The sequence below is a fragment of the Nocardia sp. IFM 10818 genome, assembly GCF_054655275.1.
This window is the reverse complement of the sequence record NZ_BAAHJH010000001.1, coordinates 4,373,075-4,398,866: the sequence shown is the minus strand read 5'-3', so window position 1 is coordinate 4,398,866 and position 25,792 is coordinate 4,373,075. Positions and strand designations below refer to the sequence as shown.

25 protein-coding genes are annotated in these 25,792 nt (G+C 68.4%); 12 read left to right on the top strand and 13 right to left on the bottom strand.

Annotation, left to right across the window (positions count from 1 at the left end; genetic code table 11):
- Nucleotide 1: 1 nt before the first annotated feature.
- The 3 genes from ACYQ5L_RS20215 to ACYQ5L_RS20205 all read right to left on the bottom strand — a co-directional run bounded on the left by ACYQ5L_RS20215 (nucleotide 2) and on the right by ACYQ5L_RS20205 (nucleotide 3,550).
- Nucleotides 2-868 carry an MlaE family ABC transporter permease gene (locus ACYQ5L_RS20215; protein ID WP_459959248.1) on the bottom strand — a complete coding sequence of 289 codons (867 nt, stop codon included), beginning with the start codon at nucleotides 866-868 and terminating at the stop codon, nucleotides 2-4.
- On the bottom strand, nucleotides 868-1,722 hold the full coding sequence (locus tag ACYQ5L_RS20210) for an MlaE family ABC transporter permease (RefSeq protein ID WP_459959247.1): 855 nt from the start codon (nucleotides 1,720-1,722) through the stop codon (nucleotides 868-870). Before ACYQ5L_RS20210 ends, ACYQ5L_RS20215 begins: the two co-directional genes overlap by 1 nt.
- Before the next feature lie 163 nt (nucleotides 1,723-1,885).
- Entirely contained in the window at nucleotides 1,886-3,550 is a 1,665-nt protein-coding gene (locus tag ACYQ5L_RS20205; protein WP_459959246.1) for a hypothetical protein, read from the bottom strand.
- A gap of 202 nt (nucleotides 3,551-3,752) precedes the next feature.
- On the opposite strand from ACYQ5L_RS20205, the gene ACYQ5L_RS20200 reads away from it, so the two are divergent.
- On the top strand, nucleotides 3,753-4,862 hold the full coding sequence (locus ACYQ5L_RS20200; RefSeq protein ID WP_459963484.1) for an AraC family transcriptional regulator: 1,110 nt from the start codon (nucleotides 3,753-3,755) through the stop codon (nucleotides 4,860-4,862).
- A gap of 111 nt (nucleotides 4,863-4,973) precedes the next feature.
- Nucleotides 4,974-6,575 (top strand): GMC oxidoreductase, encoded by a 1,602-nt coding sequence (locus ACYQ5L_RS20195; protein WP_459959245.1) that lies wholly within the window; start codon nucleotides 4,974-4,976, stop codon nucleotides 6,573-6,575.
- 22 nt (nucleotides 6,576-6,597) lie between these two features.
- Here ACYQ5L_RS20195 and ACYQ5L_RS20190 read toward each other — a convergent pair whose 3' ends face one another.
- The 4 genes from ACYQ5L_RS20190 to ACYQ5L_RS20175 form a co-directional block, all read right to left on the bottom strand.
- The gene (locus ACYQ5L_RS20190; RefSeq protein ID WP_459959244.1) at nucleotides 6,598-7,614 is read right to left on the bottom strand and encodes a nitroreductase family deazaflavin-dependent oxidoreductase; all 1,017 of its coding nucleotides are present in this window, start codon (nucleotides 7,612-7,614) and stop codon (nucleotides 6,598-6,600) included.
- A gap of 123 nt (nucleotides 7,615-7,737) precedes the next feature.
- On the bottom strand, nucleotides 7,738-8,688 hold the full coding sequence (locus ACYQ5L_RS20185; RefSeq protein WP_459959243.1) for a carboxymuconolactone decarboxylase family protein: 951 nt from the start codon (nucleotides 8,686-8,688) through the stop codon (nucleotides 7,738-7,740).
- A 65-nt stretch (nucleotides 8,689-8,753) separates the two neighbouring features.
- Nucleotides 8,754-10,142, bottom strand: coding sequence for a D-arabinono-1,4-lactone oxidase (locus ACYQ5L_RS20180; protein WP_459959242.1), 1,389 nt, complete (start codon nucleotides 10,140-10,142; stop codon nucleotides 8,754-8,756).
- A 3-nt stretch (nucleotides 10,143-10,145) separates the two neighbouring features.
- Nucleotides 10,146-10,613: a lipocalin-like domain-containing protein gene (locus tag ACYQ5L_RS20175; protein ID WP_459959241.1), complete on the bottom strand. Its 468-nt coding sequence runs from the start codon at nucleotides 10,611-10,613 to the stop codon at nucleotides 10,146-10,148.
- A gap of 143 nt (nucleotides 10,614-10,756) precedes the next feature.
- Between ACYQ5L_RS20175 and ACYQ5L_RS20170 the strand changes: the two genes are divergently transcribed.
- On the top strand, nucleotides 10,757-12,412 hold the full coding sequence (locus tag ACYQ5L_RS20170; RefSeq protein WP_459959240.1) for a GMC oxidoreductase: 1,656 nt from the start codon (nucleotides 10,757-10,759) through the stop codon (nucleotides 12,410-12,412).
- A 140-nt stretch (nucleotides 12,413-12,552) separates the two neighbouring features.
- Nucleotides 12,553-14,031 (top strand): flavin-containing monooxygenase, encoded by a 1,479-nt coding sequence (locus ACYQ5L_RS20165; protein WP_459959239.1) that lies wholly within the window; start codon nucleotides 12,553-12,555, stop codon nucleotides 14,029-14,031.
- Nucleotides 14,032-14,098: 67 nt separating this feature from the next.
- On the opposite strand, the gene ACYQ5L_RS20160 is transcribed toward ACYQ5L_RS20165, so the two are convergent.
- Nucleotides 14,099-15,436 carry an FG-GAP repeat domain-containing protein gene (locus tag ACYQ5L_RS20160; protein WP_459959238.1) on the bottom strand — a complete coding sequence of 446 codons (1,338 nt, stop codon included), beginning with the start codon at nucleotides 15,434-15,436 and terminating at the stop codon, nucleotides 14,099-14,101.
- A 161-nt stretch (nucleotides 15,437-15,597) separates the two neighbouring features.
- Between ACYQ5L_RS20160 and ACYQ5L_RS20155 the strand changes: the two genes are divergently transcribed.
- From ACYQ5L_RS20155 to ACYQ5L_RS20130, 6 genes are all read left to right on the top strand, one after another.
- Nucleotides 15,598-16,815: an FG-GAP repeat domain-containing protein gene (locus ACYQ5L_RS20155; RefSeq protein ID WP_459959237.1), complete on the top strand. Its 1,218-nt coding sequence runs from the start codon at nucleotides 15,598-15,600 to the stop codon at nucleotides 16,813-16,815.
- Nucleotides 16,816-16,818: 3 nt separating this feature from the next.
- Nucleotides 16,819-17,262: a hypothetical protein gene (locus tag ACYQ5L_RS20150; protein ID WP_459959236.1), complete on the top strand. Its 444-nt coding sequence runs from the start codon at nucleotides 16,819-16,821 to the stop codon at nucleotides 17,260-17,262.
- A gap of 10 nt (nucleotides 17,263-17,272) precedes the next feature.
- A complete protein-coding gene (locus ACYQ5L_RS20145) occupies nucleotides 17,273-17,785 on the top strand; it encodes a hypothetical protein (RefSeq protein ID WP_459959235.1) in 513 nt (170 codons plus the stop codon).
- A gap of 4 nt (nucleotides 17,786-17,789) precedes the next feature.
- Nucleotides 17,790-17,963, top strand: a complete 174-nt coding sequence (locus ACYQ5L_RS20140; protein ID WP_459959234.1) for a hypothetical protein — start codon at nucleotides 17,790-17,792, stop codon at nucleotides 17,961-17,963.
- A gap of 1 nt (nucleotide 17,964) precedes the next feature.
- On the top strand, nucleotides 17,965-18,741 hold the full coding sequence (locus tag ACYQ5L_RS20135) for an SGNH/GDSL hydrolase family protein (RefSeq protein WP_459959233.1): 777 nt from the start codon (nucleotides 17,965-17,967) through the stop codon (nucleotides 18,739-18,741).
- A gap of 290 nt (nucleotides 18,742-19,031) precedes the next feature.
- Nucleotides 19,032-20,786, top strand: a complete 1,755-nt coding sequence (locus ACYQ5L_RS20130) for an alpha/beta hydrolase family protein (protein WP_459959232.1) — start codon at nucleotides 19,032-19,034, stop codon at nucleotides 20,784-20,786.
- 249 nt (nucleotides 20,787-21,035) lie between these two features.
- On the opposite strand, the gene ACYQ5L_RS20125 is transcribed toward ACYQ5L_RS20130, so the two are convergent.
- Nucleotides 21,036-22,160, bottom strand: coding sequence for a serine hydrolase domain-containing protein (locus tag ACYQ5L_RS20125; RefSeq protein WP_459959231.1), 1,125 nt, complete (start codon nucleotides 22,158-22,160; stop codon nucleotides 21,036-21,038).
- A gap of 209 nt (nucleotides 22,161-22,369) precedes the next feature.
- On the bottom strand, nucleotides 22,370-22,741 hold the full coding sequence (locus ACYQ5L_RS20120) for a VOC family protein (RefSeq protein ID WP_459959230.1): 372 nt from the start codon (nucleotides 22,739-22,741) through the stop codon (nucleotides 22,370-22,372).
- 87 nt (nucleotides 22,742-22,828) lie between these two features.
- Between ACYQ5L_RS20120 and ACYQ5L_RS20115 the strand changes: the two genes are divergently transcribed.
- Entirely contained in the window at nucleotides 22,829-23,344 is a 516-nt protein-coding gene (locus ACYQ5L_RS20115) for a MarR family winged helix-turn-helix transcriptional regulator (RefSeq protein WP_459959229.1), read from the top strand.
- Here the strand turns inward: ACYQ5L_RS20115 and ACYQ5L_RS20110 are convergent.
- The gene (locus ACYQ5L_RS20110; protein WP_459959228.1) at nucleotides 23,308-23,712 is read right to left on the bottom strand and encodes a lipase family protein; all 405 of its coding nucleotides are present in this window, start codon (nucleotides 23,710-23,712) and stop codon (nucleotides 23,308-23,310) included. The two genes, ACYQ5L_RS20115 and ACYQ5L_RS20110, sit on opposite strands and share 37 nt — an antisense overlap.
- Nucleotides 23,682-24,476 carry an SDR family oxidoreductase gene (locus tag ACYQ5L_RS20105; protein WP_459959227.1) on the bottom strand — a complete coding sequence of 265 codons (795 nt, stop codon included), beginning with the start codon at nucleotides 24,474-24,476 and terminating at the stop codon, nucleotides 23,682-23,684. The genes ACYQ5L_RS20110 and ACYQ5L_RS20105 overlap by 31 nt, the downstream gene beginning before the upstream one ends.
- A gap of 368 nt (nucleotides 24,477-24,844) precedes the next feature.
- On the opposite strand from ACYQ5L_RS20105, the gene ACYQ5L_RS20100 reads away from it, so the two are divergent.
- Complete coding sequence (locus tag ACYQ5L_RS20100) at nucleotides 24,845-24,994, top strand: hypothetical protein (RefSeq protein ID WP_459959226.1); 150 nt, start codon at nucleotides 24,845-24,847, stop codon at nucleotides 24,992-24,994.
- A gap of 165 nt (nucleotides 24,995-25,159) precedes the next feature.
- Here ACYQ5L_RS20100 and ACYQ5L_RS20095 read toward each other — a convergent pair whose 3' ends face one another.
- Nucleotides 25,160-25,723 (bottom strand): PadR family transcriptional regulator, encoded by a 564-nt coding sequence (locus ACYQ5L_RS20095; protein ID WP_459959225.1) that lies wholly within the window; start codon nucleotides 25,721-25,723, stop codon nucleotides 25,160-25,162.
- Between the last annotated feature and the right edge of the window lie 69 nt (nucleotides 25,724-25,792).

The following is a 25,792-nucleotide window of genomic DNA, read 5'->3' as shown; positions in this document are numbered from 1 at the left end:
CCTACCCGGGGAATTCGATCGAGGAATTGACGCCCCACAGCAGCAGGGTGAGCACCATGTCCAGGCCGACGATGGCCACGAAGCTGGCGCGCACCGCGCGCCCGGAGGCGATGCCCACGCCCTCGGGGCCGCAGGCGGCGAAAAAGCCGTAGTAGCAATGGATCAGGATGACCGCCACGCCGAACACCAGGATCTTGGCCACCGCGGCGAGGACGTCGTAACCGCTGGTGAACTGGAAGAAGTAGTGGTCGTACACCCCACCGGCCTGCCCGTGCAGCAGTACCACAACGGTCGAGCTGGCCAGATAGGACAGGATCAGCGCGATGAGGAAGGTGGGCACGATGGCGATGGCCCCGGCGACGACCCGGGTGCTCACCACGAACGGAATCGAGCGCAGCCCGAGGGACTCCAGCGCGTCGATCTCCTCCGAGATCCGCATGGCGCCGATCTCGGCGGTCATCCGGCAGCCGGCCTGCGCGGCGAAGCCCACGGCCGCGGCGATGGGTGCGAGCTCGCGGGTATTGGCGAAGGCCGACACCACCCCGGTGACCGATCCGAGCCCGATCATGTCCAACGCCGCGAAGGTCTGAATGCCGACGCCCGCTCCGATGGCCAGTCCCAGCACCACCAGCATGGGCACCGTGCCGCCGCCGACGATCAACGATCCACGCCCCCAGGTCATATCGCTGATATTGCGCAGCATCTCGGCGCGATAGTGACGCAGTGCCAGGGGAATCGCGGCCAGTGCCTGGCCGACGAACCCGAGCGCGAACCCGATGCCCTCCAGCGGCCCGAGCGTGCGCCCGCGCCGGTTGTACAGGCGGACAACCCAATTCAAGCCCTTGGGGGCGTACGGTGCGGCTGTCATCACGCCACCCGCATGGGCAGGAACATGGTGACCACCTGCGTGATCGCCAGATTCACCACGATGATCGACGCCACCGACAGCACCACCGCCGCATTGACCCCGTCGGCCACCCCGCGCGGGCCGCCCTTGGCTTCGAGCCCGCGCTGGCAGGCCACGATCACCACCAGGAATCCGAACAGCACCGCCTTGGCCAGCGAGATCCACACATCGGTGAGCACGGTGAACGCGCCGAAGGTGGTCCAGTAGCTGCCCGGCGTCACATTCTGCGCGCCGATGGCCACGAAGTATCCGGCCACGATGCCGACGAAGATGATCAGGATGTTCAGCAGCGGCGCCACCACGACCATGGCCGCCACCCGCGGAATCACCAGCCGGTGCACCGGATTGATGCCCATGGTGCGCAGCGCGTCGATCTCCTCGCGCACTGTGCGGGCCCCCAGATCCGAGGCGATGGCCGAGGCGCCCGCCCCGCCGAGCAGCAGGCCCGTGGCGATGGGCGCGCCCTGCTGGATCACGCCGAGCCCGCCGGCCGCGCCGATGAGCGAATCCGCGCCCAGCTGGTGAATCAGATTGCCGACCTGCACCGAGACGACGACGCCGAACGGCACCGCCATGAGAACGGCGGGCAGTGCGGTGACGGTGATCAGATACCAGGCCTGGTGCAGCATTTCGCGCCACTGGAATCTCCGGGTGAGCAGATCGGCGCCGGTTCCGCGGAGGGTTTCGACGCCGAGGTCGACCGTCCGCCCGAAGGTGCGCAGGCCCGCGATGGCGACGGCGGAGAAGTTGCGGCGGACGATCTGCAGGGCCGTGATCGTATCGCCCCGCATCCGGGTCGGCGACTCGGTCTGCATGTGGTGTTTCCTCACTGATGTCCTCCGGGCCGGATACCGGAAAACCGTTCGGCCGAATATCTTTTGTGCACGGTATGCAGTGCTGCCCGGCACGGCCCATGGCATGGCAGGCCAGGCGGTTGACCTTTTCCGACTGCGATCGCGCCCCCTGCCGGCCGAGCCGCTAGGACGCGAGCGGGACGGCGGGCAGGTGCGCGCGCACGAAGTCGGCGAGGGCGGCGGCGATCGGTTCGGGGGAGCCGTCGGCTCGGGGATCCGCGCCCGCGGCCACATCGCAGTGCAGGTAGCCGGGAAACCAGCGCGCGTTCTCGGGATACACGCCCCAGCCGATGAGCGCCTTGGTGAAACTGGAGTCGCCCATGAGGTTCACGTGCGGCAGGCGCGCCGCGCCCGCCTCGTGCCGGATGGGCGCCAGTGATCCGGTGCGGCAGCCGCCGAGAACGGCTGCGGCGTCGAGGCTTTGGCGGTTCGGGAAGTAGTCCTCGAACACATTGACCCGCCCGCCGGCCAGCATGGTGGCCAGCTCCGCGATGCTGACCACCTCACTGGCGGCCGTGGCGACCGGAATGCCGCTGCGCGTGGATTGCCTTGGTGCGTCCGCGGTTCCGCAACGGTCGTGGTCGCGCCAGCGGTACAGCTCGTCGAACGAGGTCGGGCTGTGGCGCGGTGCGGTGCCGCAGATCGCCCGGTACAGCGGGCGCACGCCGGGGAGCTGGCCGGCCTCGAAGGAGAGCGGAAAGCTGCGCGGGGCCACGGCTTCGCTGTCGAAGGTTCCGCAGCTCATGGACAGCACCCCCATATTGATCGAGGTGTGCGCGCCGCCGAATAGGCCCAGCAAAGCCTGATTGGTCATCCGGAGATTGCGATAATCCGGTGTGCCGGTGAGGAATTCGCGCCACGTCCGGGCGGTGGAACCACGCAGGGTGATCCGCGGTGTGCCGGTGTCGGGCAGCAGCCGCAGAATATCGGTTTCCGCCTCGGGCGCCTGCAGGGCGGCCACCGCGATGGCCGCGATGAGGGCGAAGGCCTCGGGGTTGCCCCAACCACCCCGCAATACGGCGGTGCTGCGCGGCAGGATCCCGCGCCGCATGGCGGCCGGCGCGCGTTCGATGCCCCGCGCCGCCGCGCGCAGCAGGCGGGCCGGCAAGGGCCGGGTGGCCAGTCGCAGCGGGTCGAGATGGGTGATCGTATCGAGGGCGATGAGTCCGGCGATCTGCTCGTGTCCGGGTCGGCCGCCGAAATCCCACGCCGCGTAGGTTCCGGCCTGAATGCCGCCGAGGGAGTGCCCGCCCAGGAAGATCTTCTCCGCCCGCACGTCGGGATCCGGGATCTCCCGGCTCACGACCGCGTGCAGGTCCTCGACCGTGCGCGCCATCCCGAATTCGGCCAGGAAGCCCAGCTCGCGGTCGGACCGGAAACCGTCGAAGACGCGGCCGCCCACCGTGCGGCCGCCGTAGAAGTAGTCGAAGGCCAGGTGATAGTCGCCCTCGGCCACGGCCGCCTCGATGGCGGAATGGTCCTCGACACCATTGGCGCGGCGGTCGATCACCCACACTTCGGCGGTCACACCCGCGGCGCGCAGATTGCGAATCGTATTGCGGCTCAGCGGTTGCAGCGAGCGCGCGCCGGCAATGGCGCCGGGCAGCAGCACGATGACGGCGTCGGCCCGCGCCGGATCGTCCTCGGCGTCGGCCCATTTGACCCGCAGATGCCGCAGAATGTCGCACTCCCGCGGGTAGTTCGGGAGGTCTTCGGCCAAGGGTATCGTCTGGGCCACCATGCTCAGCTGGATCCCTCCGGCGGTCTCCAGCACATCCTCGGTCCGCACAGCGCCACCTCTCCCTCGCTCGAATTTCCGGTTTCGCGGTCGGATCAGCGTAGGAATCGAAGCCCGGAACTGGCCCTCACCAGGAAGAATCAGGCGTATTCGGACCATGGGGTGGCAGCTGGAATCAAACGCATGCAATCAGTGGCTACCGTCTGGTACAGCCTGTTGTGTAAGTTGGACCACACCGCAGGGCGTGGAGTTGATGTATCTCGCCACACCACGTGCGGGAACGCAGTTGATGGACGTCGATGAGGACACCGGGCACATGTTCGACTGGGATTTGCTGAGAAATACCTCCAGCGTTCACGTCTTGACGCGGCTCGCGGAGGAGCGCGGGGTGCCCGCCGGGGCCTGTCTGGCCGGAACCGGTCTGGCGCCCGAGGCGGTGATCGATCCGAATGCCGAGATCACCGCGCGACAGGAACTCACGGTGGTGCGCAATCTGCTGGCCCGCTGCGGTGATGTGCCCGGTTTGGGCGTCGAGGCGGGCAGCCGGTATCACATCTCCCTGTACGGGCCCTGGGGCCTGGCCCTGCTGAGCAGTCGCACCCTGCGTGACGCCGTGGAGGTCGCACTACGCTACGTGGAATTGGCGTTCGCCTTCGGGCAGGTCGAATTCGAGGAACGCGACGGGCTGGCCCATCTGCGTTTCGACGATCACGAGGTTCCCCCCGATGTGCGGGCCTTCCTCGCCGAACGGGTCATGACCGGTATCCACACCCTGGGCCGGGAGCTGTTCTCGGCGGCGATTCCATTGCGCAGCTTGACGTTTCGTCATGAGGCGCCCGCCGACATCACCCGGCACACGGCCGTGTTCGGCGTGCGGCCGGTCTTCGGGGCGCGGGCCAACGAGGCGGTGTTCGACGCGGCGTTCCTGGATCTGCCGCTGCCGCAGGCCAATGAGTGGGCGCGCGGCACCTGTGAGCAACTGTGCCGGGATCTGCTCGTGCGCCGCCACGCCCGCACCGGGGTCGCGGGTTCGGTGCGGGATCTGCTGGTGCGAGATCCGGGGGAGCTGCCGGATCAGGCGACGGTGGCGGCGGAGCTGTACATGAGCGCCCGGACGCTGTCGCGGCGGCTCAACGAGGAGGGCACCTCGTTCCGGGCGCTGCTCGACGAGGTGCGGCAGGCATTGTCGGAGGAACTGCTCGATCACACCGACATGACCACCGATCAGGTCGCCGCCCGACTGGGATACGCCGAGGCGGCGTCGTTCATCCGGGCATTCCGGCGCTGGAAGGGCTGCCCGCCCCAGGAGTACCGGGCACGTGGCGGGCGAGCGGCGGCGTCCCGGGTGGCGGTGACCGTGTAGCCCGCCGGGTCGCGTCCGAAACTGTCAATCGCGCGGCTGCCGCGGTGCTGGCGGAGCGCGCGAATCCACCGATACCGTCCCCCGGGAAATCGGCAGCGTGGAGGTCGCGACGTGGAAAATTCTCAGCCCCGGCAGCAGCATTTCGACTTCGACTGGATCGTGGTCGGCAGTGGATTCGGCGCCAGTGTCTCGGCGCTGCGGCTGTCCGAGAAGGGGTACCGGGTCGGGGTGCTCGAACAGGGCCGCCGATTCGCCGACGCCGACTTCGCCGAAAAGGCGTCCCAGTTGCGGAGATTCCTGTGGCTGCCCGCGCTCGGCCTGCGCGGCATTCTGCGCCTGGCGCCCTACCGGCACGCGATGGTGCTGGCCGGGGTGGGTGTCGGCGGCGGCAGCCTGGTGTACGCGAACACCATGTACCAGCCGCAGGGCGACGACTTCTACCGGCATCCGCAATGGGCCGAATTAGCGGACTGGCGAGCGGAATTGGCGCCGCATTTCGCGACGGCCACCCGCATGTTCGGAGTGGAGCCGTATCAGGGCGTGCGTGCGGTGGACGGTCTCATGCGCGAGCTGTCGGTGGAACTCGGTGTGCCGCAGGGCTATCGGCGCACTCCGGTCGCGGTGTTCTTCGGTGAGTCCGGAAAGACGGTTCCCGATCCGTATTTCGGCGGCGCGGGGCCGGCGCGCACCGGATGCGTGCGGTGCGGCCAGTGCATGCTGGGTTGCCGCTACGGGGCGAAGAACAGCCTGCCGAAGAACTACCTGTGGCTGGCGGAGCACGCCGGAGCGACGGTGCTCGCGGATTCGAAGGTCGTCGACATCGCGCCACTGGACGGTGGCACCGGTGCGAACGGCTACCGCCTCACCGTCCGCCGCCCGGGGGTACTTCCCGGTGCCGCACGGCACTTCACCGCCCGCGGGGTCGTGGTCGCCGCCGGCGCGCTGGGCACCAATGAGCTGCTGGCCGCGTGCAAGCGCAACGGGTCCCTGCCCGCGCTGTCGGACCGGCTCGGTGAGATGGTCCGCACCAATGACGAATCCATTCCGGCCGCCTCCACCGTGGCCGGTGACGCCGACTACCGCAGTGACGCGGCCATCACCTCCAGCATCTTCCTGGACGAGCACACGCATTTCACCAACAACACCTATGGCGACGGCGGTGCGCTGCTGTCGCTGGTCTACGGTCCCGCGACCACGGCGGAGTCGCTGCCGGGACGCTGGGCGCAGTTCCTGGCGGGCTATCCGCGATATCTGTGGCAGCTCCTACGCCACCGCCACTGGTCGCGGCGCACGGTGATCTTCACGATCATGCGCGGCACCGACGTGGCATTGCGGCTGCGGCACGGATTCGGGCCGGGACGCCTGCAGACCGAGGCGGTGGGGGCGGCGCCAGAGGGGGAGTCGGCGGTGCGGATCGCGCGGCGCGTGGCCGCGCTGGCGGCCCGGAAGATGAACGGCCGCCCGCTCGCCGCGCTCGGTGAGACGCTCGGATCCGCGCCGATGACCGCGCATTTCCTCGGCGGCGCGGTCATCGGCAAGGATCCCGGCCACGGGGTGATCGACCGCTACCACCGCGTCTTCGGCTACACCGGCCTGCTGGTGTGCGACGGTTCGGCGGTGCCCGCGAACGTGGGCGTCAATCCCAGCCTGACCATCTGCGCCATGGCCGAAGCGGCCATGGCGCGGATTCCGAATGCGGTTGTCACGCACTGAGACCGGCGTGGATCGGCTGAGTTCAGTCCGCGAGATCGGCGACCAGGACCTGCACCAGGCGGGTGTAGCGGCGCACCCGCTCGGGTAGTTCGGCCGCCCCGGCGGCGTCGACCACGCGCGGGTTGGTGAACTTCCGGGTGGTACGCCGATAGGTGGCCGTACCGCCGCCCGCGGCGCGCACATTGCGCAGCCAGTCGGATCTGCTGCCGTAGGGGAGCGGCACGATCAGCAGGCCCTCGGCGTAGTTCGCGACCACCGGGGTGGCGTACGGCTTGCCGGACTTGCGGCCCTGATGGTGGATCACGCTGTAGGGCGGGATTTTTCCGGCGTAGAGGCGGGTCAGCGGGTTGGTGATGTAGCGGTTGAAGGTGGGCAGCCACTCCGGGGCTATGCCGTCTCCGGATTCGTGATCGCGCACCCACTTCAGCGCACCGCGTCGCCACATGCCGGGTTCGGGCTCGATGCCGTGCGTCTTGAGCAGCATGGCGAGCATGTCGTAATGACCGACCAGCATGCACAGGTCGGCTATCTGCGCATCGGACAGATGGCGGGCCAGGGCCTCGAATGTGGGCTCGGAGATCATGCGATCGGCGTGCAGTTCGTCGACCGCGCGCAGCAGCAGCCGCTGTTGTCCGGTCCAGCCCTCGGCCTCCGGTCCCACGGCGACGCGTTCGACGGTGGCCAGGGACAACCCGCTGAATCGCGCCGCGTACACGTGGTGATGCCATTCGTAGCGCGCGCCCGCATTCCAGGCGGTGCGCAGGGTCGCCAGTTCGCAGTCCACCCGGGTCAGTTTGCTGCGCAACACGAGTCGGATACCGAGTGGAGCGTAGCTCAGGGCCATCCCTCCGCTGCGCCCCATCGCCTCGAGGACCTTGATCCGCCCTCCGCCGCCGATACGACCGCCCAGGCGGCCGGCGATCCAGGTCAGGGTGTGTGTCCTGGAGAACTTGCCGAGATCGGGGATGCGCTCGACCGATGCCGCCCGCCAATGCGGTGCCGCATCGGTGCGGGCGGCGACATCTGTCTCGAGTTTCACGGCTCTGCCCTTCCGATATTCCGCGCCCGGGCGAAGCGCACGGACCTCGAGAGCGTAAGAATCCGCCGCACGACAGAACATGATGTGATTCGCCAGCCGATTGACGATCGATGCCAACTGATTTCAGGATCCCGCGGCCATGGTGTTCGCGATCATTTCGTAGGTGCGGTAGTGCCCGACGAGCGTGCACAATTCCATGATCTGCCGGACGGTGCAGCGGCCGCGCAGTTCCCGCCAGGTGTCATCGGAAAGGAAGAACTCACGGTCCAGTTCGGTGACCGCACGATGCAGCACGCCCGGCGGCTCGTCGTTCGGACTGGTCGAATGGTTCAGTGCAGCAATGACTTCGGCCGCGTTCACGGTGCTGACGCGTGCCATGGTGCGGCCGTACCAGCCGAGAATGGTGCGCAGCGGCCGATGCGGGGCCAACGCCGCGTCGCCGGGCGTCCATGGGCAGGCGGGATCCAGGCCGGGAGCCCGGCTCCGGATTCCGGCGCGCGGCCGGCGCGGCTGCGGGCCGGTGCTGACGCTCGGGCGACCGAGCGCCGGTTCGGGCGGCATGCCGACGCTCTCCTCCAGCATGCCGATGAGCTGATAATGCGCTGTGATGAAACAGATTTCGATCAGCTCACGATCGCTGCACCCCAGTTGGCGCAGCCGTGCGACGGTGGCCGGGGAGATGGCGAGCTCGTCGTGCAATTCGTCGGCCGCCAGCAGCAGGGCGGACTGACGGTCGTTCCACCGGGCGTCGGCGGGACCGGCGCGCACCGAGTCCAGAAAGCCCGCCCTTTCACGCACTCGTGCCCACAACGCGTGCGCGGCATAGTGATAGACGTGCCCCGCATTCCAGCTGGCGCGCAGCACGACGAGTTCGATATCGCGGTGCCGCATGCGCGCCAGCAGCGCCTGACCGAATTCGGCCGGCGCCTCCAGGGCGAACAGCACGGCCAGCAGCCGCGGGTGCACCGTGCCGATCCACACGATCTGCGTGGTGCCCGGTAAAAGGTAACGCAGCCACGCCCCGCGCGGGTGCAGTCGCGGCGTCCCCGGTGCAGGCCAGCCCAGTGCGTCCACGGTGAAAATTCCCTACTCAGTTGTGTAGATCGGTGAGATTGTCGAGTGCGCGGGCCTGCCGGTGGCTACTGGAGATCCAGTACGCGTGCCAGCCACGGATTGACGAAGACGCCCTCGGGGTCCTGTGCCGCCCGCACGCGCTCGAACACCGCGAAATCGGGGTAGAGCGGCGCGAGTTCGGCGTGGGAGAGGTCGAAGACCTTGCCCCAGTGCGGGCGGACGGCGCCGGTGGCGGCGGAGTGGATGGCGCGGGTGGCGGCGGCGAAGTACGGGCGGTGGTCGAGGGCGTGGAACTGCATGATGTCGATGGTGAGGCTCTCGCGGCGGAAGTTGTTGCTCAAGGCGATGTCTCCGTCGCTGCCTACGAAGCGCAGCGATGCGACGAAGCCGGCGAGGAAGGCGGGGGTGGAGCGAGACCCCATGGTGGTGTGCAGGGCGGTGACGGCTGCGCGCCAATCCGCCAGGGGGACCGACCATTCCATTTCGATATGGCGCGGCGGCAGGTCGGGCAGGGTCAGGCAGCGCCAGGAGGCGTCGGCGCGACCGGTGCCGGGTCCGCGGGTGGCGGCGGCCAGGCGGATGGCCGCCGGAATCGAACGCTGCGGGCGTATCGTCGCGGCGGCGGTGAAGAGGGCGCCCGCCAGATGGCGGTCGAGCAGGGTGCCGCGGATCCAGCGCTGCGCGGCGGCCGAGACGCTCGGCGGCGCGACCGGTTCGTCGGTCGGAAGGTCGGTGACGCACTCGATGTGGTCGGTGTAGGGGAAATAGTAGAAGCGCGCGTAGGGATGCTTGCGAGCGATGTCCTCGCCGTCGGTCAGGAATTGCTCGACCGACAGCATGCGCTTGACGGGATGCAGGGTGAACGCGCGCACCACCTCCAGTTCCACCTCGACCACGATGCCCAGGGCGCCGAGACCGACACAGGCGCAACGGAACAGGTCGGCCCGGCCGGGGTCGTCGCGGGTGAGGGTGTGGACGGTGCCGTCGGCGCGCACCAGCGTCAGCGACACCACCAGCGAGCTGAGCGAACCGACATGGATGCTCGCGCCGTGAGTGCCGGTGCTGATCGCGCCGGCGATGGTCTGTGCGCGGATCGCGCCGACATTGACCAGCGTGAGGCCGCGGGCCTGGAGTTCGCCGAGCAGGGCGTCGATGGTGATGCCGGCCTCGACGGTGACCGTGCCGACCGCCGCGGGCATGGGCGGTTGCGGGCGTTCGGTGTCGTAGCGGCGCACCGCGAGCACACGGTTGAGCCGGTCGAGCACGACGGTGACGGAATCGGGTGCGGCGGCGGCGATCTCGTTGAAACTGTGGCCCGAGCCCACGGCGCGCAGGCGGCGGAAGCGTCCCGACCCGACCGCCGCGATCAGGTCGTCCCGGGTGGCCGGGCGCAGGATCGGGGTGCCGGGCCGGGTGAGTGCGGTGCGCGCACCCCAGGTGCGGAGACCGGTCATGGGTCAGACCCGCCGCCAGTCCACGACGACGCGGTTGGTGGGGAAGCGGGCGATCAGTCGCAGCGCCTTGTCGTCGACCTCGAACTCGCGCACGATGTCGGTGCCGTCCCAGTCCGGGAGGCCGGCGATCTCGGCATGATGGATGACGGTGTCGCCCTGTGCTTCCCAGGTGCCGGCGTACACGACGGTCCGCACGGTGGCGATGCCCAGGCGCAGCAGATTCGGCAGCTTCGGCAGGGCGAACACGGCGCGGGCCAGTCCGTCGCGGGCGGCGAACTCGTCGGGCTGCGCACCCAGTTTCGGGCGTCCGGCCGGGCCGAGGATGCAGTGCACGTGCCCGGTCTCGGTGTAGGTGAGGTAGCCGAGCGGGCGGGCGCCCATCGGCTCGGTGGCCGATCCATCGGTTCGTTCCTGACGCAGCGAGAGCAGCTTCCAGGTGCCGATGAGTTCCGCGGGGCGCTGAGCATTCACGGTGTGCATTGAAACGGCGAGCCGGCCCCGCCACCAGGGGACCGGCGCAGTCTGGCGGACCGGGTCAACAGCGTGACGGCATCGGCCAACACCGGATGATGCGGCCTCTGCGACGCTGAATTCCGAAGAGAAGGAATGGGGTTGTGACACAGTTCGACTACGACTGGATCGTCGTTGGCTCCGGATTCGGCGGCAGCGTGAGTGCGCTGCGGCTGGCCGAGAAGGGCTACCGGGTGGCGGTCCTGGAGGCCGGTTACCGGTTCGCCGCCGCCGACTTCGCCGCGAGCGCCGCCGACCTGCGCCGGTACTTCTTCGCTCCGCGGCTCGGGCTGCGCGGCATCGTCAAGACCACCCTGTTCAAGGATGCGCTGATCGCCACCGGCGCGGGCGTCGGGGGCGGCTCGCTGGTCTACGGCAATGCGCTCTACCGCGCGCAGCCCGCCTTCCTGCGCCACCCGCAGTGGGCGCGGCTGACCGACTGGGAGGCCGAGCTCGACCCGCACTACCGCACGGCCGAACGCATGCTGGGCGTCACGCCCTACGATGAGGACACCCCCGCCGGGTTGCTGCTGCGCGCGTACGCGGAGTCGAACGGATTGGGCGACAAGCACACTCGCAGCAGTGTCGCGGTATTCCTGGGCGATCCCGGCAAGACCGTGCCCGACCCGTACTTCGGCGGCGAAGGCCCGGACCGCACCGGATGCAACAAATGCGGCTCCTGTCTGATCGGCTGCCGGTACGACGCGAAGAACACCCTCGACAAGAACTACCTGTGGTTCGCCGAGCGGCGCGGCGCCGACATCCTGCCCGCACGCACGGTGATCGACATCCGCCCGCTCGACGGCGACCCGACCGGCGTGTCCGGCTACGCGGTGACCGCCGAACGCACCGGCGCGTGGTTGCGGCGGGACCGTCGGACGGTGACCGCGCGGGGGGTCGTGCTGGCGGCGGGCGCGCTGGGCACGGTGCGACTGTTGTTGCGCTGCAAGGCGAACGGCGCGCTGCCCGCCCTGTCGGACCGGGTCGGCGAGCTGGTGCGCACCAATAGCGAAACGGTGCTCGTGGTGCGCACCCCGGACGACAGCCGCGAGTTCACTCGCGGCGTGGCGGTCATGTCGGACTTTGCGCCCGATGCCGACACCCACATCCAGCCCGCCACCTACGGCGGCACCAGCGACGTGCTGTCCCTGCTCACCAGTCCGGCGATCACCGAGGGCGGCAAGCTGACCCGGCTGCCGCACTTCCTGCTCGACGCGCTGCGCCACCCCCTGCGCTTCGCCCGCGCCAACAATCCGAAAGGCTCGGCGGCGCGGTCCATAGTCCTGACCACCATGCAGGCACACGAGAACGCGATGGCCCTGCGGGTGCGTTTCCGGCTCCCCGGCGGCTATCCGGTGCTCACCACTGAGCAGGACCCGGACCACCCGATCCCCACCTACGTCGAGGCCGGGTACCGGGCCGCGAACTGGATCGCCGAGCGAACCGGCGGCATTGTGAAAGCCGCTGTGTCCGAGGCGATCTTCTCGATCCCGAGCACCGTGCACATCCTCGGCGGCGCGGCCATCGGCGCGGACGCCGAACACGGCGTGATCGACGACCGCCACCGCGTCTTCGGCTACCGGAACCTGCTGGTCACCGATGGTGCGGCACTGCCCGCGAATATCGGTGTCAATCCGAGCCTGACCATCGCCGCCCTGGCCGAGCGCGCCATGAGCTTTATCGATCCGGCCCCGAACGCCGTCGTCGCACGGCCGATCCGCTTCGGTTCGGCGGAATCGTCGGGGACCCGTTCGTCCTGAATTTCAGTGCGCTGGAGAAGGCGGCGTGATCGGCACATCCGATGGCGCGTTCTGCCATGCCCGGCACGAGCGCCGGATTTTACCGTCGAACGGTGCGGACCAGGGCCGCATTGCAATCAATGACGATGGAGGGAATCCACATGGGCAGGCCGCAGCACGAGGTGGTGATCGTCGGCGCTGGGTTCGGCGGGATGGGAGCGGCGATCCAGCTGCGGCGGCAGGGGATCGACGATATCCTCATTCTCGATCGGGAGCGGGATCTCGGCGGGACCTGGCACGTCAACCGATATCCGGGCATCGCGGTGGATATCGCGTCGGTGTCGTATTCCTTTTCCTTCGAACCGAACCCGTACTGGTCGCGCATTTTCGCCCCGGGCGCGGAATTGAAGCACTACGCGTCCCACATCGCGGAGAAATACGACCTGCGGCGGCATATGCGGTTCGGGGTTTCGGTCTCGAGCGCGCGCTGGGACGCCGAGCGGCGGTACTGGGTGATCACCTCCGCGGCGGGGGAGCCGATTACCGCGCGTTATCTGATCGGTGCGACCGGCTATCTTTCGCAGCCGCGCAATCCCGATATCGAGGGTCTGCACAGCTTCGCGGGCACGGTGATCCACACCGCGCAGTGGGACGATTCCTTCGATCCGGCGGGCAGGCGCATCGCGGTGATCGGCACCGGGGCGACCTCGGTGCAGGCCGCGCCCGAACTGGCCCGCACCGCGGCGGAACTGACCGTCTATCAGCGCACGCCGATCTGGGTCGTACCCAAGGTGGACGCCCCGATCCCGCAACCGGTGCAGGCGGTGTTCGCCAGAGTGCCCGCCGCCCAGCGGGTCATGCGCCTCGCGAACACCGGAATGCTGCAGACCCTGATCGCCGGGCAGTTGCACTATCGCCGGTTCCGGTTCCTCAACAAGACCGCCGCCGCCATCGGACGCGCCCACCTCCGCCTCCAGGTGCGAGATCGGACCACGCGCGAAAAGCTCACTCCACGGTATGAATTCGGTTGCAAGCGGCCCACGTTCTCGAACCACTACTTCGCCATGTTCAACCGCCCGAACGTGCGATTGGAGACCACGCCCATCGCGCGCATCGAACCGGACGGCATCGTGACCGCCGACGGCACCAAGATCGTCATCGACACGCTGGTGCTGGCCACGGGATTCAGCCTGTGGGAGACCAACTTCCCGGCCTTCGAGATCATCGGCCGGGAGGGCCGGGATCTCGGAAAGTGGTGGCGGGAGAATCGATTCCAGGCCTACGAGGGCGTGACCGTGCCGTACTTCCCCAACTTCGTCGGCTTGAACAACCCGTACTCGTTCAACATTTTGTCGTACTTCTACACGATCGAAGAGCAGATGGGACACCTGAAACGGCTGTTCGAGCAGCTGCGGAACCGGGGCGCACAGGTTTTCGAGGTGACCGAGCGCGCCAACGCCCGGTATCTGGATCGCATGACCGAGCTGACCGGCGACAGCATCATCATCAACCCGACCTGCCTGACGTCGAACTCCTATTACCTCGACCCCCATGGTGATCCCTCGCTGGTGCGCTTCGGCGCCAACGGCGCGATCCTCAAGAAGGGCCGATTCCCGATCGGCGACTACACCTACGCCTGAGGCGATACGCCGGACAGGGAAATGGCCCGCGCACTGCGCGGGCCATTTCGCGTTGCGGGCGAAGCGATTACGGTCGGGTGTTCATCAGGACCGAGATACCGCCGTGCACCACGACGGTCTGATCCACCGCGACGCTGGGAACATTGCCGGTGGCCAGATCGGGCTTGCCGTCACCGTTGAAATCAGCGGTCGTGATGGAGTTGGTGCCGATGATGAGACCGGATCCGTCGTAGCCGTCCGGGCCGGACAGAGCCGCGGTGCGCGCACCCGGCCGGGTGTGGTTGGTGAAGACCGCCACCGCATACCCCGGAACCGGGAAGTCGTTGTTGACCGCGATATCCACGCTGCCGTCGCCGTCGAAGTCGGCCACCGCGACGCCCTCGGTGACCACGCCCATGGTGCCGTGCGAGGCGGTCACCTGGCCGACCAGGTCCATGACCACGTCCTCCCCGAATTCGGCGGTGGGCGCGCCGGGAGCGGTGCGGTTGAGACGGACGGTGAACCCGCCGGCGGTGCGGCAGACGATCATGTCCAGCCGCCCGTCGCCGTCGATGTCCTCGAGTGCGGCATCGGTGGGCGTGACGACCCATTCCTCGGTGAGGTTGAAGGCGGGCCGCAGCGAACCGGGCGTGGTGATGTTCACCAGCACCGCCACATTCTGGGTGGTGGTGTTGGCCGAGATCACGTCGGGCAGGCCGTCACCGTTGATATCGCCGACCGCCAGGCCCTCGGAGACGCTGCCGCCCAGGAACTGGGTGGGTGCGGTGAAGCTGATCGGCCCGCCGGGCGCGGAGGTGTTCAGCATGACCGAGACGCCGAGCCCGAACGGAATACCGGCGTCACCGGTGACCAGGTCGAGTTTGCCGTCGGCATTGAGGTCGACCGCACGCACCAGGGACGGGAACGCTCCGGTGGCGACGTGCTGCGGTGCGGCGAAATCGGCCGTGGCCGCGCCCTCGGGCGTCAGATTGCGCAGAATCGACACCCCCGCATTGCCGATGTCGAAGAAGTTGGAGGTGATGATCTCCGGCGCACCGTCGCCGTCGAGATCGGCCAAATCCACCGACAGCGTGCCGAATCCTGCGTCGAACTGCTTCGGCGGGGTGAAACTCGGTGCGGGAGCGCCGGTTCGGGTGGTGTTCAACAGCACCGACACACCCTCGAGCCCGAGCTGAACGGGTCCTTCGGGCAAGGACAGCGCATTCGCGGTGACGATATCCGCCCTGCCGTCGCGATTGACGTCCGCGCCCCGGGTGATCCAGGGCGCCGTGCCGGTATCGAAGAAGTACGGATCCGAGAACATACCGCCGCCGCCCGAACCCGACGGCGGCGCGGCGACCGCCTGCCCGCCCGTGAGCGTCGCACCCGCGACCATCGCGGCGCAGACCAAGACATGAGACCTCATGGCCCGCAGACTATGGCCGGGCCGGGGGACCGCCACCGCTGTTCTCGCCGCCGCGCGCGGGTGTGGCCTGGAAGATCAATCCTCTGGCGATCGGTGCCATGACTGGCGTCACATCCGGCTCATACGGTCGATTCGTCACTGGCCGACACTGAGGAAAACCCTTGTACACGACTAAGACTGGCCTGCGCCGCCTGTGCGCCGCGGGAGCGGCCCTCACCCTCACCCTGGGGGGCGCGGCGGCTGCCGCGGCCGAGCCGCTGTCCTCCGGATCCGCCTCGGGTTCGGGCGGACCCAACCCCCTCTTCCATGAATCCGTGCAGTACAACGTGGGCGGCCTCGGCCCAGGCGTGGGCTCGCAGACCATGGCCACCGCGGACTTCAATGGCGATGGATTCGCCGATGTGGCCGCCACCGGACTCGTCGACGGTGTCGGCGTGCTGTTCGGCGACGGCACCGGTCGATTGCGGCGAAATCAGTTCGTGAACACCGAGATCGGCGCGAACGCGGTGGCCGCGGCGGACCTGAACGGCGACGGCAGTCCGGATCTGGTGGTCGGGGACTTCCTCAGCCTGGCGGTGGCGCTCAATGACGGCCGGGGCGTCTTCCATATCGACCGGACGTACTCCACCGACTTCAACCCGAACGTCACCTACCGCACCGGCGGCATCCCCTTCGGGGTGACGCTGGCCGATTTCGATCAGGACGGTGCGGTCGATCTGGCCTTCAACAGCCTGCTCCCGGTGCCCGGCGGGGTGGGCATCATGCGGGGCGACGGGCAAGGGCATTTCGGCGCGCCGCAGTGGTTCGGCGTCGGGCTCTCCAAAGCCAGCGTGCTGGCCGGCGATGTGGACAACGACGGATACCCGGACCTGGCATTCCATGATCTGGCCACCTCCGGCGTGTGGATCATGGTCAACGACCGCAATGGCGGATTCCAGGCTCCGCGGTGGAATCTCGCCACCCTGCCGAGCGAAGACCTGAAACTCGCCGACGTCGACTCCGACGGCAATCTGGACCTGGTGACGGCCAATATCGCGGGCTTCAGCGCGGGCATCCACTACGGCGACGGGCGCGGCAACTTCACCCCGCCGCACCTGGTCGGACCGGCGCTGGCGCCGTGCGCGGTGGCCATCGGAGACTTCGACGGCGACGGTGTCAACGACCTCGCGGCCGGACAGTACTTCCCGTCCACCGCGATGATCTTCACCGGCGACGGGCGGCGCGGCTTCACCTTCGCCGAGCAGCACACCATCGGACTCGGCCCGCAGGCCGCGCTGACCGCCGACCTCGACAACAACGGCCGGCCCGACCTGATCACCATGAGCAGCCTGTCCGAGGACGTCGCCGTGCTCATCAACCGCTCCGCGCAGAGAGGCTGAGCCATGCGGAAATCCCTACCCTCGGCACTGATCGCGTGCGGTGGAATGCTCGCCGCCACCCTCGGCGCACCCGAGGCCGAGGCGGTGGAGCCCACGCTGTCGTGGGGCACCAGCTTCGGCGGCACGGGCATCAACCACTTCACCACCGTGCCCAACGGCACGCTGTTCGACGGCGACATCATCACGCTCAACCCCGTGATTCCGCCCGGAGTGCTGGGCCTGCTGGCCGACGCCGCGCCCTTCGACAACACCTGCGCCACCGCACAACTCGTCTTCTATCCGAAAAGCGGTGAGCCCGAGACGATTCCGGTGGGCACCGCCTGCGGCGGCGGCTTCCCGTATCTGCTCGTCGCGCGCCGCCCCGCCGGCGAGTACGCCGAAATGTGCGGCGTGGTGACCGTCGTCGAACAGCGCACCGAAACCTGCTTCCGCTTCCCGAACGATTGAGAGCTCCCCGATGAACAAGACCCCCACCAGGCTGCTCACCGGCCTGTGCGGTGTGGCGCTGGCGATGGCCGCGGCGCTTCCGGCCGCGGGCGCGGACCCGGTCGAACCGAGCCCGCCGGCGGTGTCGCCCGAACCGGCGAAAACCACTGCGCCGCCGCTGCTTCCGCCGTTCAACTTCAATGTCAATATTCTCGGCTTCGATTTCAAGCACACCAATCAGTTCCCGGCCGGGGTGACCTACGACGGCGCGGTGTGGGCGCTCAATCCGGATTGGCAGGTCTTCCTGCTCGGCTGGCTCGCCGATATGGCGCCCTTCATCGATGTGCACTGCGCCGAGGGGTCCATCGTCTTCGAAACGAAAACCGGTGAGCAGGAAGTGCACCCGCTGGCCACGCAGTGCTCCGGCGGCTACATCTACGGCTTCCTGAGCAAGCGGCCGGCCAAGGACTATCGTATGGTGTGCCTGTCCTCCGCCACCGTGGGCGACCGCGGTCAGCGCGCCTGCTTCCGATTCATCAACTGAGCCCATGACCGAATCCACGCAGTTCGACTGGGACCTGCCGTTGCCGCGCCGCGGCGGCGGCCTTCATCGGGCCTTCCGCCGCTGGAAGGGCTGCCCGCCACAGGAATACCGGGTGCGGGTCAGCGCCGTGGTACCGGGTGCTGCGGCTCGCCCGGCACCGGTCTCGACGGCGGCCTGATATGGGATTCGAGCGCTATGTCGCGATCGGCGACAGCCAAACCGAAGGGGTCGGGGATCCGCTGCCCGACGGCGGCTACCGCGGTTGGGCCGATCGCCTCGCCGTCGCCCTCGCCGAGACGAATCCGCTGCTACGGTACGCCAATCTCGCGATCCGGGGCAGCCGCGCGGCCGATATCCGCCGCGCGCAGCTGCGCGCGGCGGTGGCGCTGGAACCCGATCTGGTGACCGTGGTCGCCGGTATGAACGACCTCCTCCGGCCCCGATTCGACCGCGCCGCACTGATTTCCGACCTCGGCGCGATGTACGCCACCCTGGGCGGCGCGGCGGAGCGGGTGATCACCTTCACCTTCCCCGACCTCGGCGCGATCACGCCCGTCGCGCGGCCGCTGTCGGACCGGGTGCGCATCGTCAATGCCGACGTCCGCCGTCTCGCCGCCCGCCACGGGGTCACGGTCGTGGACTTCGAGCCCTGCCCGGCCATCGTGGACGCGCGCGTGTGGTCCGACGACCGTCTGCACCTGAACTCGCTGGGCCACAGCCTGGTCGCGCACGCCGTCGCCGAGACCCTCGGCCTGCCGGGATTCGACGGGAGCTGGCGTGATCCGCTGCCGCCCGTGGCGGCCGAAGCCTTCGCTCGCCTGCTCGCGGTCGAATTACGGTGGGCGGTATTCCATCTCACGCCCTGGATCGGTCGTAGGCTGCGCGGCCGATCGTCGCGCGACGGCGCGGTTCCGAAACGTCCGCAGCTGCGGGCGGTTCTGGGCACAGACGGCTGAGCCCGCGCCTGTCGTGTGGTGTGGCGCGCGGTTTCGGCGTCCCCGGCGGGCTTGGACGCACTCCAGATCGGTTGCGCCAGGCCACCGGTGGCATCGTGAGATCCGTGCGGGCCGCCCGCGAACGGCGGTGGGCGCAATCTGTCAATGGGGTGGCGACAAAGGTCCTCAGGTGTGGCGCATGTCGCAGCTTAATGTCGGCGTGAGGCTCGGGGGCCTCCGGTCGGGGATGCCCGCCCGGTCCGTGCTCCCGAATGCCGACGATCAATGATGTTCGACCGCAGGAGGATCGGGTGCGTCATCCCCGTCGCTTGATGAAGGCCGCAGTGACCATGGCCACGGCGCTATCGCTGTCCGTCATGGGCGGAACGCCGACCCCGGCCTCGGCCGAACCGGCCCCGCCGCCGGACCCGCGCCCCGATCCCAGCTACCTGCTGGAGCCGTTGAACCTGATCGACGGCATCCTCAGCGGCACGCTGCGCGATCTCACCGCCCCGGGCCTGCTCGACTACCTGGTCCGCGCCGGCATCACCGATATCACCGGCAACTGGCAGGGCGGTTTCGGGGATCTGTTCAATCCCGACACCTTCACCGGCCCCGACGCCCAGCAGAAGATTCTCACCGCGGCGCAGCAGGCGTGGGATCTGGTCGCCCACCTCGAGGGTCTCGGCGTCAACTTCCCGCCGCACCCGGACTACCTGCCCGACTGGAACGGCGACGGCAGATTCGGTGTCGCCGACGCCGCCGTCACCTGGCCGATGCCGGCCTCGGCGACCTCCGATGTCGCGCTCGACGACGTCTACGACAACCCGGCGTTCATGTCGGCCAAGTTCCGCTACCCCTGCCTCAATGACGACGGCAGCGTCTTCTACGAAACACGGTCCGGTGCCTGCGTTCCCGGCGACACCGCGGGCGCGGACTTCAAGCTCGGCGACGTACACAAGATCCAGATCGTCGGCTCGCGCGGCATTCCCATGTCGGCCATGGTGTGGCTGCCCGAAGGCGCCGCCGAATCCGGCCGGAAATACCCGGTGGCCTTCGGCATGCCCGGCGCCGGTGAGACCATGAGCCACATCGCCATGTACACCGAGACCTACGTGCGCAACGGCTTCATCGCCGTCAGCCTCTCCCAGGCCGGTCAGCCCGACAGCCCCGGCACCGCACTGGATATGTTCCTGCCGCAGTTCACCATTCAGGACTGCTTCTCCCCGTCGAGCTGCTGGTCCGCCCAGGACGGCATCCGCTGGGTGCACGGTGACGACATCACCCCCATCATCGACCTGCGCAACGAACTCAACAATGTGCTCATGGTGCCGCGCCTGGTCCGCCAGGACCCGGCCTACGCCCCCGTCGGCGCCAACCAGCGCAACCCATGGATCGACCTGATGGACATCGACCACATCAGCGTCTACGGCCAATCCATCGGCGCGGTCGGCGTCTCCGCCTACCTCGACTGGCAGGCCAAGGGCCACGGCTGGGACGGCCGCCCGCTGCCCACGGTGTCCGCCGCATCGCTGATGTCGGGCTTCCAGAACATGCACGCCCCCGTCCCCGTGCAGTACCAGACCGCCGACTACGACATCCCCGGCCTGTCCACCTACGGCATCAGCAACTTCTACCAGCCCCTGTTCAACCCCACCGACGGCCCGTTCGGCACCACCGACAAGATCTCCGACCAGCTCCGCCAGGGCACCACCGCCGCCCTGCAGTCGATCATCATCGCCAACGGCAGCCACGGTGACTCCATCAACTGGCTGGGCCTGCCCCGCAACAAACGCTCGCCCGCCATGTCGGTGACCTACTCCGCCAACTGGTTCAAATGCTACGGCCAAGCCGAACCCGACCAGGCCGCCTGCGACGCTCTCTACGGTTCCGACGACACCATGTCCCGCGCCTTCGCCAGCGAATACGCCCCCCGGGGCGTCGCCGGCCCGCGCCTGTGCCTGCGCGTCCCGGACCGCGCCTCACTGATCCAGGTCCAGCGCCCCGAGTACCTGGTGGACGCCCTCGCCGGTAACCCCCGCCGCGAGTGCGCCCCGCAGAGCTAGCCGAAGATCGGACGCGAACGGCCGGTGGACGAAAAGTCCACCGGCCCTTCGATTTATCGCCGCCGCAGCACGATGCGATGCGCGATGCCACGGTCCGGAACTGCCGACCGCACCCGCGGCGTTGGTCTCTGCTAGTGAACGGACCTGTACGAGCCGCAACACCTCCGCGGAAGTTCTACACGCTCAACGACGCGGGCCGGAAAGAACTCGAGACGTGCTGGGCGGAGGTGTTCGGCTCGGGCACGGTCGCTAGCACAGCGCGTGAGTGAGCAAGCCGACGATGTCGACGGTGGTGGGTGTGCCGGTGTACGAGATGGTGACCGCGCGCCCGGCGGCGGTGGCGCCGGAGATGTTCGAGAAGCCGGGAACGCCGCCGACATGGCCGACATATTCTGCACCGCAAGGCAGTTGGGCGTATCCGACGCCGAGCCCGTAGGACATGCCGTCTCCGCGGCCCATGTCCACTCCGTCCAGCATCTGCCGCAGTTGAGCCGGTGGCACCACCCGCCCGGCCAGCAGCGCGGCGTAGAAACGGTTCAGGTCGGCGCCGGTGCTGACCAGCGCGCCCGAGGTCCACGGCAACGAGGGCTCGATACGTGTCCGGTCGGTGACGGTGCCGTCGATGGTGGCGTATCCGGTCGGATGCGGGTCGCGCAGATCGGTTTCGCCGGCGGCCGGTAGATAGGTGTGCGACAGACCCAGCGGGATGAGGATGCGGTCGCGCAACGCATCGGTGTAGGACCGGCCGGTCACTTTCTCGATGAGCATGCCGGCGACGATGTAATTGGTGTTGGTGTATTTGAGTTGGGCCGCGGGAGCGAACTGCGCCGGATGCCGCAGAGCGAGCGCGATCGCCTGCGCGGGGGAGTAGGTGCGGCCGTCCCGCGCCGCCTCGTATTCGTCCGCCTCCGATTCGGCCGGTGCGGGTAATCCACTGCGGTGCCCCAGGATCTGGCGGACGGTAATGGCATGCCCATCGATGCCCTCGCCGATGAGCAGACCCGGTAGATAGGCGTCGATCGGCTGGTCGAGGTCGACCCGGTCCTCGGCGACCAGTTGCAGCACGATCGCGGCGGTGAAGGTCTTGGTGATGCTGGCGACCCGCACATACTGGGGCGCATCGGCGGGGATCGGGCGTCCCGTCGTGATATCGGCGAGGCCGGAGGTCACCACGGTGCTCGCCTCGTTGTCGGTGAGCGTGGCAAGGGCTCCGACAGCGCCGGACCGGGTCAGCGCATCGAGGTCGGCGCGCACACCGTCCTGACCGGCAACTGCGACCGGAGCCTTGGAGGCGGATCCGGCCGAATCGATCGTGCAGGCCGACAGGGCCACCATGGCAGTGCAGATCGGGAGAACGAAGGCTCGTAGGCGCATGATCGAACCGTAGAAACCCAAGTGCCGCAAACATATCGGACTGCGGTACTACGGCATATCGGACTCGAGTACTAGGCGGTCGAGCGGCGGGGCTCGATTGGCGCCTACCTCGGCCTGTGCGTGCCCCGAGAGGCCATGCGGAACGATGCCCTCTCGGATCTGGACGTCGCAGTCGTGTAGCCGGTGCGGTCCGACGGAACGGCGATGGTTCAGGGTACGGCGGTGAAGAGCTCGTAGCTGTGCCCGTCGGGGTCGCGAACGTAGACTCCGCGCCCACCACCCAGGTGGTTGATCTGCCGGTCCCACCCGTGTTCGGGGCCGGATCCGTAGTCGACGGCGGGCCACTGTGCCAGCCGCCCCAGCACGGCGTCGAACGTGTCGTCGTCGACGAGGAAGGCGTAATGACCGGGCTCGACACGCCCACGGTCGTCGAAGTCGAAAGTCAGATCGTCGTTGACTCGCACGGGCGCGAACGGCCCGTGCGGGGCGGAAACCGCCAGTCCCATCAGTTCCGCGAAAAACGTTGCTGCGGACTGCTTGTCGGTCACCGGGACGATCGTGTGATTGAGAACGATGGACATCGCCACCTCCTGCGTAGCGGATCTGGAAGGCATTTTCGTATGCGATACGCACGCAAATATACATGCAGTTCGCATACAATGTCGAGCGTGGGCACACGCGATACTCGAACCACCCCAACCACGGCCGGTCTCGCGGAGACCGGCTCCGGCCATGCCGTCGACGGTGGTCCGGCACTGTTCCGGCTGGTCCGCTTCTGGTCGCGCCGCTGGACCAACCAGGCATTCACCCACGCCGGCGCCGATCTCGACCATGACCGGCTGCGCGTGCAGCACATTCAGGTCGTGGAAGCCGTCGCCGCCGCGCTGCGGACAGGGCGGGAAGCCGCTGTCGCCGACGTCGCCGAGCAGCTCGGCCTCGACCACTCCGGCGCCAGCCGCATGGTTCGCGACGCAGTCGCCGCCGGATATCTCACCCGCAGCGACTCCGCCCACGACCGTCGCCGTGTCACCGTGCGACTCACCGGCAGCGGACACGACCTACTGGCCGCATCCCACGATTGGCAACGCCGGTGCTTCGATCAGCTCACCGCGGCGTGGAGCGAACGCGACCGCCGCCAATTCGCCGTCTACCTGCAACGCCTCGCCGACGAAGCCATTCGGTAAACCTGCCCGATTCGGTGAACGCCACCAGCGACCGCAGCCTGCTGTAGCCGGCCGACCGCCGGGTCCAGGGGGTTGAGGTGCGCGGCGGGTTGAGCGGGGGTAGTGGGCGGTGGCAGATCTCGCGAGCTCCCTCGGGTGAGAGGCCGAACATGCGTAGCAGGTCTTCGGCGCACTGCTCGGCCGAGAGGATCGAGATTCTTCTCGAGGACCCTGCGCACCTCGGGATATTCGTTGGCGAGCCCTTCGATGGCGGCGGTGATGAGGCCGGAATAGACCCCGCCGTTGTTGTGCCGTAAGCCTTCCGGCAGGCTGCCCTCGGCGGCTACTCCGACGATGTTCAGTTCGGGCGCATATTGCGGGCGGCCCACTCGACAAAGGTGGGGCCGGCCAGCACGGCATGGGCGTTGGGCAGTAGGCCGCCGTTCTCGTTGAGCGGAGTGTCCGGATTGGCCGGGTCGCTGACCTCTTCGATGCGGACGTCGAGGCCGAGACGCTCGGCGATCAGCGCGGCGGCGTCGGCGAGACGCTCCTCGCGGGGTCCCGCGACCTCCGGGAACGGCAGGGCCGCGGTGGCATTCGGGTCCAGGGCGACGCGGACGAGTTCCTCGGCGACGGTGCGGGCGGCGACCAGTTGGGTGCGCATGCGGGGGAGATGGGCGACATCGCCGCGAATCCCCCAGCGCAGCAACAGTTCCACGAACTCGTGGAATTGCGCGGCGCGCAGGATGGCCGAGGGGAGCGGGCCCGTGAGGACCTCCTGCTCGTGGATCTGCTTGGCGAGGTTGTATCCCGCTGCGGCGGCATTGATTCCGATGATGGACACCACCACCAGGCGCTGCACGCCGGCGGCTCGGCCGGCCGCATGCAGATTGCGGGCGGAGGCGGTGAAGAATTCGGTGGCCTCGGCCAGGTCGGGGGAGGGGGTGCTGGCGGCGTCGATGATGATGTCGACTCCGGCCAGGGCCTGGGCCAGGCCCTCACCGGTGACGATGTCGACGCCGTGGGAGCGGGAGATCTCGACGATCTCATGGCCCTGTTCCCGCAGCACGTCGACCACGTGGCGGCCCAGTCGGCCGGTGGCGCCGGTGACGGCAATCTTGCTGTGCGGGTTGGTGTTCGTGTTGTTCATCATCCTGGTCTCTCGTTCGGGTTCATCGGGATGACGACGCAGGCCGCGCAGGTGTGACATGGGCGGGCGAGACGGTGCACGGTGGACGAAACCGGGCGCAGGCCGACCACGCGCGGGAAAGCGACGGCCGCGGCGGTCGAGGCGCTCGACTCCGTCGCGGATCTGCCGGGTTCCGCCACGCCGACCACCTCGGTGATCACCGCTGGAACAATGGTTTTCTCAGCATTGCCGGCGCGAATTCGGCCGATCGTTCAGTGGGGTTTTGCCGACCTGGCTGCGGTGGCGCGGCGAGTCGGGGGATGGTAGAACGAGCACTTGCAGGGTGGCCGTGTGCGCAGGTGCGCACGAATCTTCATGAGGGGTGAACGCTGATGCCCGAAATGCGCAGCGCTCTGGACGAACTGGTGACCGAATCGCCGGGGCTGGCCGGACTATTGTCGGCGATCGACGCCGAACAGACGGTCTTGCAGGACGTGGCGGGTGAGATCTCTGAGATCGCCGCCGAGGCGGGCCGGAGGTGAGGAGCGCAGGACTGCGGGCGGCGCGGTGAGGCGGCTGACGAATCGGCCCACGGCATCCGGTCGGAGCAAGATGCTGCGCAAGGACCCGCGCGGACTCGTAACCGCACGCAGACAAGGCCGCTGCCGCCGACTCGGTATCGCGTCGGCGGCAGCCATGGCGAGATGCTATGCGGGCGCGGCGATGCGCCGATCGATCGCCGCGAGGGCGAACTCGGACCAGCGAATGTTCTCCTGTTCGAAGGAGATTCCGCGCAACAGCGTCAGATACGGGCCGATCCGGTCGGCCTCGGCGAAGTAGGCCGGTTCGCTGCGGCCGTCGAGCAGGCGCGTGCGCAGGCGTTCGTAGCGGGCCAGTTTCGCCTTCGACCACTCCATCTGTTCGGCGACCGAGGCTCGGACCGCCGGGGCGTCCTCGGCGCTCATGCCCTGGACCTTCACCAGCATCTCGTCGCGGATGGCGGTGGGTTTGGCTGGTGTGTCGATGAATTCGCGCAGGGCGGCGCGCCCGGCGGCGGTAATGGTGTGCAGGCGCTTGTTGGGGCGGCGCTCCTGCTGGACGACCCGGGTCTCGATGAGCCCGTCGGCGGCCATGCGCTCGAGTTCCTTGTACAGCTGCTGCGGGGTCGCCATCCAGAAGTTCGCGACCGAGGCGTCGAAGCTCTTGGCCAGCTCATAGCCGGACGCCTCGCCGCCGAGCAGGGCGGCCAGCACCGCGTTACGTAGCGCCATTCGCCCAATTTAGCACTTCTGGAGACTATTCAAATATTTGTCCTTATGGGCCTGGACGCCCCGAAGATC